Below are 12,168 nucleotides of genomic sequence, written 5' to 3'. Positions count from 1 at the left end.
CTATGCTTTGTCGTTCAGCCACTCAATCTGCTCATGGGCGATCGCCGTCATGCCGACCTGCGCAGCCAGCGCAGCGTGTAGCGGTGGAACGCCGCGGTCCTCAAGCGCTCCGGCAATAGCATCGGACAGGGCTGCGATCGTGGCGAGTTCGCGTTCCTGCAACGCTGGCGTCACCGAGATCAGTGCCTGCCGGAGCTTGGCAATGGAAACGGGATCTACCGCATCAAGGACTGGGTGGCCGCCATGCGCAGATTGGTAAGGCTGTACGGCTTTCCGACGATCGGTATGTCGGCGAATTCGGACGCCAGGCCGGGGCGTTCGTCGTAGCCGCTGGCGAAGAAGAAGGCGATCGACACGCTGGAGAGGCGGCGTGCCAGCGGTGCGCTGTTGAGGTCGCCTATGCCGATATCGAGCATGACGATGTCGACGCCACCGCGATCGATTGCTTTCTCGGCGCCGATAAGGTCAGCCGCTATCTCCACCTTCGCGGCACCCAGTTGATGAAGCAGGTCCTCCGCCTCGAGCGCCACGATCATGTTATCCTCGAGCAAGAGCACGGATAGTCCTGCCAGGGGGCGTTCCGACGGTGCGTCGGACGATGCCGTTCCTATGGGAATCGCTACGAGCAATTCGGGCTCCGCCACGACATGCGCCGCGGGGACGAAAAAGTCGGCTTCGAACCCTGCGGGCGGATAGCGGGTCCGCGCGAGACCCTGCAGGTCGAACGGGATCATGCGTTCGATGATGACCGAACCGAACCCTCGTTCCCTTGGCCCGGAGGGCGTCGGCCCCTGGCGCTCGCGCCACGCCATGCGCACGCCGTCGGTATCGTTGGTAATGTGCAACTCGACCGTCCCGCTGGTCGAGAACGCGCCGTGCTTGACGCTGTTCGTGACGAGTTCATGGATGACGAGCGCCAATGTCGCCAGCGCCTGCGCGTCGAACCGAACGGCGGGCCCTAACATCTGAAACCGATCGCGCCGGGTCGGTACGAACGCGGCGATCTCGTCATCCAGTAACGCGACGAGCGTGCCGGAGACGCCATCGCCCCGTGTCGCGTGATCGTGCGCGCGCGCCAAGGCCTGGACGCGACCGCCAAGCGCCGCGACGTAATCCTCGGTGCCGATACCATCGATCGCGGTCTGGCCGATTAAGCCGCGGATCAGCGTCAGGATGTTGCGGACCCGGTGGTTGAGTTCGGCGATCACCATGTCCTGTCGCGCGGATCCTTGCTCGGCGTGATTCGTCTTGGTTACCAGCAGCTTCAGGAGGATGCGGTCGAATGCCGTTCGGATCATCTCCGCGGCACGGCAATCGCCATCGGTGAACGACGAAGACTGACCGAGGTTGCCACGTACGAACGGACTGAAACTGGTTCTGGGATGCGGCAAGCTCGCTGCGTTGGGTGGTTCGCTTATCTCGACGACGACGACAGGGTCGGGATCTCCACCCCAGCGCTTCTGTTCGACGCGCGCCTGCCGGAACAGCAATAGATAGTCGCGAGGCGACCGGGCGATGGGAATGGCGAGCACGCCTGCCACTCGCTCTGAATGGCCAAGACAGTCCGTCGCGCAGACGCGGTCGATATCCGCCCTGTCGAGGCTTTCCACCAGCGTCATGATCGCAGCCTTGTCGGGCACTGTCCCGGCAGTGGTGAGCGCGCCGTTGTTCGTCAGCGCAATGCCGTCGCAGTCTATGACCTTCGCAATGGTCGTGCTCAACCACGTGGGGTCGGCCAGCCGCGTCGGGTCTGCCGTTGCCGCGGCGGCAATCTCCTCGATCGCGATACGGTTGCGTGCATCGTCCGCGGCGGCGCTGGCATGCAGCCGGTTCTCTAGCGTCAGCGAGAACATCGCGCCGAAGAGTTCGGCGGCGCTGCGCATGACGAAACTCGGCAGCCGCGGCGTGAAATGATGGCAGGCGAACAGGCCCCAGAGCGCGTTGTCTATGATGATCGAGATCGACAAGGACGCCGCGACGCCCATGTTCCGCAGATACTCGATATGGACCGGCGATACCGCGCGGGTGACTGCCAGTGTCAGGTCGAGTGGCGGCGGCGGCGCAGTCCGGCCCGAGCCCGACGAGACCAGTGCAACGGGCGCCGAGGCGACGTTCGCGATGATCCGGAACGGGTTACGGAGATACAGGCTTTGCGCCTGGCTGGGGATGTCGGTCGCGGGAAAGTGCAGTCCCAGCAGCGGATCGACATCGGCCTTTGCGGACTCGGCGATCACCTGCCCGGTACCGTCGTCGCCGATCCTATAGATGAGCGCGCGGTCGAAGCCGGTAATCGCGCGGACCTGGCGCGCGGCGTCGATATAGAGCGAATCGATCGTAGCCTGCGACTGAACTTGCCCCATCATCGAACGCACCAGGGTCGCCGCACTGGCCGGCTGGTCGCTCCCGCAGGGCTCGCCTTCGATGATCAGGAGATTGCCGCTCAGGTGAAAGGCGAGGTCGTAAAGATCTCCCCCCGGCCTCAAGCGCAAGCCGAAGATCCGGTCGATCCCCGGCCCGCGCCGGGCATCGCAACGCGGTATCGCAGGTGATGCATCGCGGGCTGCGGGATCACGCGGTCGAGAAGCATCCCGATGGCGGACTGGGCCTCCATCCCGAGAAACTGGGACAGGTTCGCCGATGCCCCTCTCGATCACCCAGTTGTTGGTGACCGCAAGCAGAAAGCCGAAACTCTGGATGCGTTCGGGAAACGTGATCGGTTCGCGCTCGCAATCCGCGTGCATCTCGCAATTATCCCCATCCCTCGGATTTGTTTGAAGCATCGCCTACTACGTCGATAATATTCAAGAATCCGTTGGGTCATCATCCAGCACCTTCCCCGACTAGCCAACATCAAGATCGACTAAGGACTATTACCTAAGGGGCATTACCTAAGTTGCCGTACGTACTTTAACTTCGGTTAGATTGGTTGGATGTAGGGGTAGGAGAGGGTGGGCGATCGACAAGACGCATTCATCCCGAGATCGAAGCACGGAATATCTGCAACTCTGACAGCGGCACATTCCAAGGGGTCCTATGAGCGTCATCGACAGAATGGATATGCTATCGCGGCCCAGCCCGAGCGCACTTGCGCAGCGTTGGAGCGTGGCCTGGTTCGAACTCGATGCGCAGGCCCGGCTGGTGCTCGACGATGCGCTGCGGCTGCAGCGCACGAACCAGGCAGGACAGCGATTGCTCGATGTCGGCATGGTCGCTCCGCATGTCGGCCACCGCCTGCGCTTTGCCGAACCCGCGTCGAATCGATTGTTCCAGCAGCAGGCGGCGCTCGCGCTGTCGCGCGACGAGGCGGTAGCGGCGTTGATCCTGCCTTTCGGCGTATCGCGCTGGGTCGCGGTGACGATTCTCAAGACCATCGTCGATGGAACCTGTGAGGTGGCCCCCCTAAATGACCTGACAGGGCCCCGCTCTTAGATAAGAGTGAGGCATATGACTGACGGTACGACCAGGCGTTACAACGATGGCGAGGTTCTCTCCGGTGTTCAGCGCCGGAGGCGGTGGACACCGGAGGAAAAGGTCCGGATCGTCGAGGAGACGTATCTACCGGGGATGAGCGTGTCGCTCGTCGCCCGCCGGCACGGCATCGGCGGCAATCAGATCTTCACCTGGCGGCGCCTGATGGCGCAGGGTGCGCTGACCGCCGCGGCAGCTGGCGAGGAAGTGGTGCCGGCGTCCGAGTACCGTGCGCTCGAGGCGCAGGTGCGTGAACTACACCGGCTGCTCGGCAAGAAGGCCATGGAGAACGAGCTACTCCGCGAGGCCGTGTCCCGGGCCGCAGGCCCAAAAAAACTGCTGTTGCGCTCGACCTCGTTGCCACGGGATGGACGGTGAGCGCGGTCGCCGAGGCGGTCGGCATTGCTCGCCCACACCTGTCCGCAATGCGCCATCGCCCAGCGCCCCGGCCACGCGGACGACCACCACTGCCGGATGCTGAGCTGGTCCACGACATCCGCGCGCTCGTCGCCGATCTGCCAACCTATGGCTATCGCCGCGTTCATGCTCTGCTGCGCCGGGAGGCCGAAAAGACCGGGCGCGAAGCGCCCAATCCGAAACGCGTCTACCGCGTCATGAAGGTGCACGGGCTGCTCCTACAGCGAGGCGGCGAACGCCGCGAGGAACGTCGTCACGACGGCCGGGTCGCCGTCGACCTCCGCAACACCCGCTGGTGTTCCGATGGGTTGGAGATCACCTGCGACAATGGCGAGAAGGTGCGTGTCGCCTTCGCGCTCGACTGCTGTGACCGTGAAGCCATGGGACACGTGGCGACGACGGGCGGCATCACCGCCGAGGACGTCCAGGACCTGATGGTCGCCACGGTCGAGCATCGCTACGGCCAGGTGAACCGCGTGCCCGAACCGATCGAGTGGCTCACCGATAACGGCAGCTGCTACACCGCTCGCAACACACGTGCGTTCGCCCGGGGCATTGGGCTGATACCGCGCACGACCCCGGTCAGCAGTCCTCAATCGAATGGCATGGCTGAGGCGTTCGTTCGCACCCTCAAGCGCGATTATGTCCGTGTGAACCCCAGGCCAAATGCGCAGAGCGTCATCGACCAACTGCCTGGCTGGTTCGCCCACTATAACGAGGTGCATCCGCACCGCGCTTTGCGCTATCGATCACCCCGCGAGTTCATCGCGCAAACCTGCGAGGCCCTGTCAGGCCTTTAGGGGGGCAACAACAACCTGGGTGTTGCTGGTCACGCTCGACGATATCAGTTCGCGTACGCTGATCGACGCAAGCATAGCGGGCGCGATGTTCGGCCTGACGCCGTCCGAACTGCCGGTGTTCCAGGGCGTGGCCGACGCGGTCTGCCCGAAGGAGATATCGCGGACGCTCAACATCTCCGTGAACACGGTGCGCGCCCATCTGCGATCGATCTATGCAAAGATGAATGTCAGCGGGGCACCCCAGGCACAAAGAATAGCCTTGTCGCTTTCCGTGCATGTTCAACGCAAATTACACCATAGCGATAGTCAATCAGACCTATTCAACTGAACGATTTGTGAACGAAGGCTGGTGTGTAGACAAAGGCCATCGGCGATCCAGTCGATCAACAGCACGGGAATTCATCATGAACGGATTTAAGGTTCTCTCCATCGCCATCGTTGCTTCGACCGCATTTGCAGGTGTTGCCAGCGCTGCTACGTTGACCACGACGGGCACGATCGCGCCGGTCTGCAAGGTCGACATGACCGCACGTTCGTTCGATCCTTCGCACCAGACGTTGCAGAACATCGCTGGCGTGCTGGTCACCTGCAACAAAGCTGGCAACAAGGCGATCACCGTCGATGCCGCCAACGGCTATTTCGCAGGTCCGTCCTCGTCGCAGGTTCACTACAACCTGACGCTCGATCTCGACGGCAACCTTCTGCCGTTCAACAACGTCAACATGACCAGCGCAGCGATTTCGTCGGGTATCGGCGCACCGGATGCGACCGTCGCCAACGGCCTGCCGGGCAACTTCTCGGTCACGCTGCAGACGCTGCCTTTCCTCGCTGGTGCATATAGCGAGAGCTGGGATGTGACGGTCGGCTGATACTACTGGGGTGGACGCTGCAATCCGGTGGCGTCCACCTCCTTTTTTCCGGGGAAACATCGTGCTGAGAACATCGCGCCGCGTCATCGCCAGCCTCGCCCTTACGGCCCTAACCTCGACGCTCGCCTTCGCCTACAGCGTACAACCGATGATCTACACGCTGACGCCTAGCGGCGCGCGATCGACGGCCCGGATCACGGTGACCAATACCCGCGCCGAAGTCCTCAACGTCGAGCTCCAGCCGTTCTCGGTTACGGTCGACGAAGCCGGCAAGCGGGCCTTCACGCCGGCGCCCAATGATTTCCTGATCTTCCCGCCGCAAGCCAGCATCGCCGGCGACAAGTCGCAGCTGATGCAGGTACGCTATGTCGGTGCGCCGACGATGGACAAGGGCAAGGTCTTCGTCCTCCGCGTGAAGCAGACCAATTCCACCGAGATGGTCAAGCAGGACGCAGCGGCGGCGATGCAGAGCCACCTGGCGATGTCGCTCAATTTCAACACCACCGCGATCGTCCAGCCGGACTCGCTGAAGCCCGCGCTGGCGATGACCGGCGATCTCGTGCTCGGAAAGGACGGCGCGCTGCACGGACGAATGACCAACAGCGGCGCCGGTGTCGCGGACCTGACCTTGTACAGTTGGCAGTTGAAACGCGGTGACAAGGTCGAACCGCTGGCGCTCGACCAGATCCGCTACGGCGACGCCGTCTTCGTGATGCCTGGCGCGTCGCGTGAAATGTCCCTTGTCGACACGATCAAGGGGCCTGCCCAGCTTATCATCGGCGCTCTTCCGGAGGAGCGAGGTGGCCGCGGCCTATGACCGCGCACGACGGTCTCCTTGGCGTGCCCAACGGTACTTAAGGCGATCGGCGGTCAGCCTCTTCGCACTGTCCTGCGGTTCGGCCGCGGGTGCAGCCGTTGTCCCGTTCGCGACGCTGGACGTCGCCGCGCTAATCGCGGCCGACGATGCCGTCGCTGGCGCCGGTGAGGCCCGGCAGGAGAACGGGCGCGGTCCCCCCACCCTCCCCCAGGATGTCCAGCCTGCGATACCGCCGCCCTCGGCAATATCGCCTCCGACGGCACCCCCTGGTGACACCGCCGTTGGTTCCGCGCGGCCTCGTCGACCTCGATGCGCCGTTACTCGTGAACGGGCGCCTGATTGGTGAGATCGGCGTTCGCGTCGATACGGCGGGCAATGGCGATATCGACGCCGTCCGTCTGTTGGCGCTGCTTGGTCCCAGCATCGATGCCCCGCTATTCGCCAAGCTGAAGGCGAAAGTCGGACCGGCTCTCCGGGCACGCTTCGATGCGCTCGACGTCCCGCCGATCGGTGTCCGCTACGATCCGGCGACGCTCGAGGTCGCCGTTACCGTGCCGGCGAGCGCGCTCGCGCTCCAGTCGCTCAGCATGCGCGGCGACGTTCGTCCCGATCCTTCGCGCTACATGCAGCAGGCACGGCTTGCGGGCGGTGTCGGGTTGGCGATCGATCAGGGATTTATCGACAGCGGGCCCGACCGCGGACGGTCGCCGTTGCGCGTGACGGCGGACGGGTTCGTCACGTTCGGCGCGTTTCCAGGCGTTACCCTCCGGTCGGGCGGTGTCCTCGCCGAGCATGACGGCGGGCATTACGGGTTCGATCGAGCGGTGACGCGGCTGACTTATGACGATTTCGACTCGGCCATCCGCTACGCTGCAGGGGAACTGACACCGCGCATCACGGGCTTCCAAGGCAGCAACACGATCCTCGGCATCGCGGTTGCGCGCGACTATCAGGGGATCCGGCCGTTCGAGAATATCCGTCCCTCGGGGCGCGGCGGTGTGACGCTCGACCGGCCATCGACGATCATCGTCGAGACCAACGGCGTCGAGACGCGCCGCCTGCGCCTCGATCCGGGCCGATATCAGCTGACGGATCTATCGTCGCAGTTCGGCGCGAACGACGTCCGGCTGATCGTCGAGGACGATCTTGGCCGTCACGAGGTGGCATCCGCAGCCTTCTTCACCGCGACCGCGATGCTGGCCGGCGGGCTCACCGATTTCGGCGCCGCGCTCGGCCGGCAGGAGAATGGCGAGCGACGCTATGGCGGTCCGATGACCGCCACCGGCTATATCCGGCACGGCTTCGCCAACCGCTTCACGCTCGGCACCGGTGGGCAATATGCGGACAGCAACTGGCAGGTCAGCGGGGAAGGCGTGGTCGGCACGCCGATCGGGCTGTTCCGTGGTCAGGCCAGCACCAGCCGGTTCGACGGAAAGCAGGGGACCGCGTTCAGCATAGACTGGCTCCAGACGCTGACGCTCGACCGAGACACCTGGAATTTCACGGTCCTGTCGAGCCGCTACAGCAAGGACTTCTCCCTCGCCCTTCGATCGCGACGGACGGATCAACGACGAGCGCTGGCATATCGATGCCCGTGCCGACTGGCGACGCGGCAATTACGGTCTCGCCGCGATCGCAAGCTACGGCAGCACGCGCAGCAACACCGGACGGCAGGGCCTCGACCTGAACGGCTATCTCACGCGCGGTCGCTTCGTCTGGACGGCCACCCTCGGTATCGAGCGCAACCTGCCGGGCGGCTGGCATCCGCAAGGCCTGCTCGGCCTGTCGATGCGCACCGGGCGACGCGATACAATCGCAGCACGAGTCGACACCCGCCAGAATACTGGGGTGATCGAGGCCAGCCGGAGTCCGATCGACCAGGTCGGTGACCTGTCGGGCCGGATCCAGCTCGGTCGCAGCGACGAGCGTGCGGGCGTATCCGGCGATGCGCGCTATTTCGGCAACCGGTTCATCGCGTCGATCGAGCAGGACCTGCAATATGCCCGCTCCCCGACCGGCATCGGCGCGCGCGAGACGCGGCTGCGGGCATCGACCTTTCTCGGTTTTGCCGACGGCAAGGTCTCGATCGGTCGCCCCGGCGTCGGCAATTTCGCGATCTTCGATCGACACGCCACGCTCGACGGCGCGGCGGTCACGATCAAGGACGAGGCGGGTTACGTGGTCGGCCGACAGGATTGGCTTGGCGCGCCACTGGTGCCGCTCAACCGGGTCTTCAGCCCGATCCTCGACATCTACGACGTCGATCCGCTGCCCGCCGGCTATGATCTGGGCGATGGGCAATTGCTCGCCTTTCCGGGCTCCGCGTCGGGCTACCGAGTCGCCGTCGGATCGGCAGCGTCGCGGATCGCGATGGGGTTCATCGTCACCGCCAGCGGGCCGGTGTCGAACTACTCCGGCGTCATCGAGAAGATCGGCGACCAGGCGTTCGGCAAACGGCCGATCTTCACCAACGACGCAGGCCGGTTCGCGGCCGACCATCTCTCGCCCGGTCGCTACCGCGTGACGATCGAAACCGTGGCCACGGTCGAGTTCGCCGTCTCAGAACTCTCGAAGGGAATAGTCGATGTCGGTACGCTTCATGCAGTCCGCCCTTAGCCGCTGGCTTCCCGGCGCCGCGCTCGTGCTGGGGTTGGCGATGCCCGTCACCGCATTCGCGTGCGATGTCCGGATCGGCACGTTGGTCGCGAGCCCCATCGCCTACGACCCGTTCGGCATGACCCCCGGCGAGGGATCGCTGCGAACGACCGTCGATCTGGTCGAGGGTACGGATTGCGAGGCGACCGTCGCACTGGTTGACGATGCGTCGGCACCGTTGCGCACGATCCGGTTCGGCGACGCGACACGCCCGCTTGTATATCGGATCGAGGTGCAGTCCGGCGACGGCGTCGTGACCGGACTTTCCCCGATCTGTCGACCGTCCGCCTGACGACCGCGCGGCCCCGCGTCACGATCGTCTGGAGACTACTGGTCGACCAGGATTCGTTGATCGCAGCCGGCGAATATTCCCGGATCGTCCAGGCGATGCTCCGGACGCCCGATGCTGCCGACGGCTTTTCCGCGCGGTCGACGCTCCTCTTGCGGAGCATCGCTCGCGCCCAGGCGAACTTCGCGGGGACCAGCAGTGGCTTTGCTAGCGGAACGTCGGCGCAGGCGATCGATCTCGGCACGCTCACCACTGGCGAACAGCGCACCGCGATGCTTCAGGTTCGGGCAAACACCGTCGCGCATCTGCTCGTCGTATCGGCGAACACGGGTCATCTGGTCGGCAGCGACTCAGGCCAGGCCCGTATCCCCTACGGCCTTGCGATCGACGGAACACCCGTCGATCTGGCAGGGCCATCGTCGCGCACGATCGCCCCGCCGTTGACGATCGACGGCGTCGCGCTCGAACTCCGCGTCACCGTCGGCGAGGTGGCAGGCATGCCGTCAGGGCGTTACAGCGACACGATCACGATCGACGTGTCGCCCTGATCTCCGGGGTGTCGACGACCGGTTCCTCCACCGACGTGTCGTCGCGCCGCCGATTTGCCGTTCCCGGCGAAAGCCCCAACTTCAGCCGAACCCAGTCGGTCGGTTTCTTGGAATGCAGCTTCACTGCCAGATTGGCGCGGTACACCTCGACCGTCCGGTGGCTGATCGCCAACCGCTTCGCGATCTCCTTGTTGGACAGGCCATCGATCAGCCCTTCGAACACGTTGCGCTCGCGCGGCGTCAGCGACGCCAACTGATCGACGCCCGCGCGATCCGCGGTCGTGGTCTGCAACTCCCGATCCAGGCTATCGAACCCTTCCGCCAACGCAGCGAGCAGATGCGATGCATCGAAAGGGCGTGCGAGAAACTGGATCGACGCCACTTTCATCGCCTCGATCACGGTCGCCACGTCGAGTGTGTCCCCCAGCAGGATCAACGACAACGGCGGCGATCGAGCGCTCTCTACGCGCGCAAGGGCGAGTTGCGCGAGTTGGACCGCGCTCGCCTTCACGACGACGCACCCCGGCTCGATATTTTCGATGTCGCCTACGAATTCGTCGAAATCGGGAATGCTGGTGATAGTGTAACTCGCATTGCCTAGAACAAACCTGGATATCTCCTTGAACGTTTGGCCGGTTTTCTCGCCAACGATATAGATACACTGTACGCGGCGTCGATTGCTCGAATCCACCCTGCATTCTCCCGGTTGCGTGCTGCTACTTCTTGGAGGTGGCATTCACGTCCGCTAATCATGCGCTTCATATGCGAGCGATCATAACGAATTGCGGGTCAGTTTCGTATATTCGCACATATGGTAAAGGCGTTGTAAATAATTACGGGCTTTTAGCATTCACGAATGCCGCGGTCGGACGCATGACAAACGGCGAAATCGGAACAGGTCATCGCCGTAAGCGCAATCCGTAGGCTATCGGTAAGTACCCTACGGCGTCCGGCCATGCCCAGTTGCGGTCATCACGCGTCCACTTCCGCCACCTCAGTGCAGGGCGCTGGGAGCAGGGATGACGCCGAAGACCTCTCGGTGGTCGAGAGGCGCTCCCGGGCCCGTCCAGCCGCCATCTTCCGGCACACCGGCAGTACGAATCCAGATGGCGCCTCCTTCGTTCTTGGCTTCGTACATCAGCCGGTCGGCGAGGCTGACATGGTCCTTGTGGATCGCGGTTTCGCTCAGGTCCAACACCAGGGCGCCGATGCTACAGCCCAGCACCAACGTCGTCTGCAGGCAGTTCATCCGCAGATGCAGCGTGGTGGCAAGCTCATAGCCTTCGGCTTCGCTATCGACCGGCAGAAACAACAGAAATTCGTCGCCCCCGATGCGGGCGAACACATCGTCCGATCGGATCAAGTCGCGCACCCCGCTGGCGAAGGCCTGTAGCGCTTCGTCCCCCGCGGCGTGGCCATGGCGGTCGTTGATTTGCTTGAAGCCGTCGAGGTCGACGTAGGCGAGTATCCCCCACAGCTGACCCTTCGCGGCCGCCGTGGCATTGTCGTAAAAGGCCTGCTCGTTGACGAGCCCGGTCAAGGGATCACTACGCGCGCGGTTCCATTCGCGATCGTGCGAGCGGCGCGTGCCGGACATCAAAACGATGATGATCGTCACCGCCAAAATCCGCATGGCCATGTTCCAGGCGATCGCCGTGCGACCAAGGGGATAAGCCTCCAGTCCGTTCGCGGCGAGCGATACCGCCACACACGTGGCGCTAGTCAGCGCAGCCTCGCGCCAGCCCAGGGTCCACGCGGGCACGCAGATGATCAGCAGGTAGATCGGGCCGAACCATAAGGCATCGCCGGTCGCAAAATCGGCAAGTCCTGCGACTACGACGGCTGCAGCGGTCACGGTGCGTGCCTGGGCGACCGAAAGCGCGGTCGACCAAGCGATCAGAGCGTCCAGACGATCATGCCAGCGCTGAACTGGCGGCATCGCTCGAGGCGACGAAGGTAGTTTCATTTTGTTGCCGTAACGATCAAACATGAAGCTTGTGTTACGAAAAATGCCTCAGCCCGCAGGATTGAACAGGTGAGGACTGCATGGCGCCTTCGTCTTCATCAGTGCGGTCAACGGTTTCCGAATAGGCATTGCAGAAATCCGGTAACATCGGGCTTCTTAAGGCGGAGCCTCACCGCACGTTTCGCCGTCAAACCAGTTTAACGATCTATCCGTACGACGAGTATGGCCCGGAGGCTGAACTGGTGGCGGGAATGTCGGACTGTTGGCGTTTGCCACAAACGACTACATCGCCCGTCAGCGCGGCGAAATGTCGAGTTCTACAAGTTGGTTACGAGGACC

13 protein-coding genes are annotated in these 12,168 nt (G+C 63.7%); 9 read left to right on the top strand and 4 right to left on the bottom strand.

The features are described from left to right. Together NHF48_RS03550 and NHF48_RS03545 are read right to left on the bottom strand one after the other, a co-directional pair. Nucleotides 1-174: a hypothetical protein gene (locus tag NHF48_RS03550; RefSeq protein WP_253070261.1), complete on the bottom strand. Its 174-nt coding sequence runs from the start codon at nucleotides 172-174 to the stop codon at nucleotides 1-3. Nucleotides 175-215: 41 nt separating this feature from the next. After that, nucleotides 216-2,741: an HWE histidine kinase domain-containing protein gene (locus tag NHF48_RS03545; protein ID WP_253070260.1), complete on the bottom strand. Its 2,526-nt coding sequence runs from the start codon at nucleotides 2,739-2,741 to the stop codon at nucleotides 216-218. Nucleotides 2,742-3,033: 292 nt separating this feature from the next. Between NHF48_RS03545 and NHF48_RS03540 the strand changes: the two genes are divergently transcribed. The 9 genes from NHF48_RS03540 (at nucleotide 3,034) to NHF48_RS03500 (ending at nucleotide 9,863) form a co-directional block, all read left to right on the top strand. After that, nucleotides 3,034-3,429: a hypothetical protein gene (locus NHF48_RS03540; RefSeq protein WP_253070259.1), complete on the top strand. Its 396-nt coding sequence runs from the start codon at nucleotides 3,034-3,036 to the stop codon at nucleotides 3,427-3,429. 15 nt (nucleotides 3,430-3,444) lie between these two features. Further along, a protein-coding gene (locus tag NHF48_RS03535) for an IS3 family transposase (RefSeq protein ID WP_253070258.1) occupies nucleotides 3,445-4,685 on the top strand; the annotation gives its coding sequence in 2 pieces (ribosomal slippage) (nucleotides 3,445-3,789 and nucleotides 3,792-4,685; 1,239 coding nt in all). Between the two features lie 22 nt (nucleotides 4,686-4,707). Then, entirely contained in the window at nucleotides 4,708-5,013 is a 306-nt protein-coding gene (locus NHF48_RS03530; protein ID WP_253070257.1) for a helix-turn-helix transcriptional regulator, read from the top strand. A gap of 76 nt (nucleotides 5,014-5,089) precedes the next feature. Further along, nucleotides 5,090-5,554, top strand: a complete 465-nt coding sequence (locus NHF48_RS03525) for a hypothetical protein (RefSeq protein WP_253070256.1) — start codon at nucleotides 5,090-5,092, stop codon at nucleotides 5,552-5,554. Between the two features lie 61 nt (nucleotides 5,555-5,615). Then, on the top strand, nucleotides 5,616-6,371 hold the full coding sequence (locus NHF48_RS03520; protein WP_253070255.1) for a fimbria/pilus periplasmic chaperone: 756 nt from the start codon (nucleotides 5,616-5,618) through the stop codon (nucleotides 6,369-6,371). Nucleotides 6,372-6,640: 269 nt separating this feature from the next. Further along, the gene (locus NHF48_RS03515) at nucleotides 6,641-8,260 is read left to right on the top strand and encodes a fimbria/pilus outer membrane usher protein (RefSeq protein WP_253070254.1); all 1,620 of its coding nucleotides are present in this window, start codon (nucleotides 6,641-6,643) and stop codon (nucleotides 8,258-8,260) included. Beyond that, nucleotides 8,220-8,987: a hypothetical protein gene (locus NHF48_RS03510; protein WP_253070253.1), complete on the top strand. Its 768-nt coding sequence runs from the start codon at nucleotides 8,220-8,222 to the stop codon at nucleotides 8,985-8,987. The genes NHF48_RS03515 and NHF48_RS03510 overlap by 41 nt, the downstream gene beginning before the upstream one ends. Continuing rightward, nucleotides 8,956-9,318, top strand: a complete 363-nt coding sequence (locus tag NHF48_RS03505; RefSeq protein WP_253070252.1) for a hypothetical protein — start codon at nucleotides 8,956-8,958, stop codon at nucleotides 9,316-9,318. Before NHF48_RS03510 ends, NHF48_RS03505 begins: the two co-directional genes overlap by 32 nt. 56 nt (nucleotides 9,319-9,374) lie before the next feature. Further along, a complete protein-coding gene (locus NHF48_RS03500; RefSeq protein WP_253070251.1) occupies nucleotides 9,375-9,863 on the top strand; it encodes a hypothetical protein in 489 nt (162 codons plus the stop codon). On the opposite strand, the gene NHF48_RS24615 is transcribed toward NHF48_RS03500, so the two are convergent. Beyond that, nucleotides 9,841-10,554 carry a response regulator transcription factor gene (locus NHF48_RS24615; protein WP_253070250.1) on the bottom strand — a complete coding sequence of 238 codons (714 nt, stop codon included), beginning with the start codon at nucleotides 10,552-10,554 and terminating at the stop codon, nucleotides 9,841-9,843. The genes NHF48_RS03500 and NHF48_RS24615 overlap by 23 nt on opposite strands. A 303-nt stretch (nucleotides 10,555-10,857) precedes the next feature. Further along, nucleotides 10,858-11,853 carry a GGDEF domain-containing protein gene (locus tag NHF48_RS24265; protein ID WP_274705116.1) on the bottom strand — a complete coding sequence of 332 codons (996 nt, stop codon included), beginning with the start codon at nucleotides 11,851-11,853 and terminating at the stop codon, nucleotides 10,858-10,860. Nucleotides 11,854-12,168: the final 315 nt, after the last annotated feature.

Origin of the sequence: Sphingomonas sp. H160509 (assembly GCF_024124765.2) — a bacterium.
In the GTDB taxonomy this organism is placed as follows: Bacteria; Pseudomonadota; Alphaproteobacteria; order Sphingomonadales; family Sphingomonadaceae; genus Sphingomonas.
The sequence above is the reverse complement of the archived record's forward strand: the minus strand, read 5'-3'. Positions and strand labels throughout refer to the sequence as shown.

What these genes read in the sequence shown, in the direction of transcription:
- NHF48_RS03505 (WP_253070252.1), top strand. Translation starts at nt 8,956, where the DNA reads ATGTCGGTACGCTTCATGCAGTCCGCCCTTAGCCGCTGGCTTCCCGGC.
- NHF48_RS03540 (WP_253070259.1), top strand. Translation starts at nt 3,034, where the DNA reads ATGAGCGTCATCGACAGAATGGATATGCTATCGCGGCCCAGCCCGAGC.
- NHF48_RS03545 (WP_253070260.1), bottom strand. Translation starts at nt 2,741, where the DNA reads ATGCACGCGGATTGCGAGCGCGAACCGATCACGTTTCCCGAACGCATC.
- NHF48_RS24265 (WP_274705116.1), bottom strand. Translation starts at nt 11,853, where the DNA reads ATGTTTGATCGTTACGGCAACAAAATGAAACTACCTTCGTCGCCTCGA.
- NHF48_RS03525 (WP_253070256.1), top strand. Translation starts at nt 5,090, where the DNA reads ATGAACGGATTTAAGGTTCTCTCCATCGCCATCGTTGCTTCGACCGCA.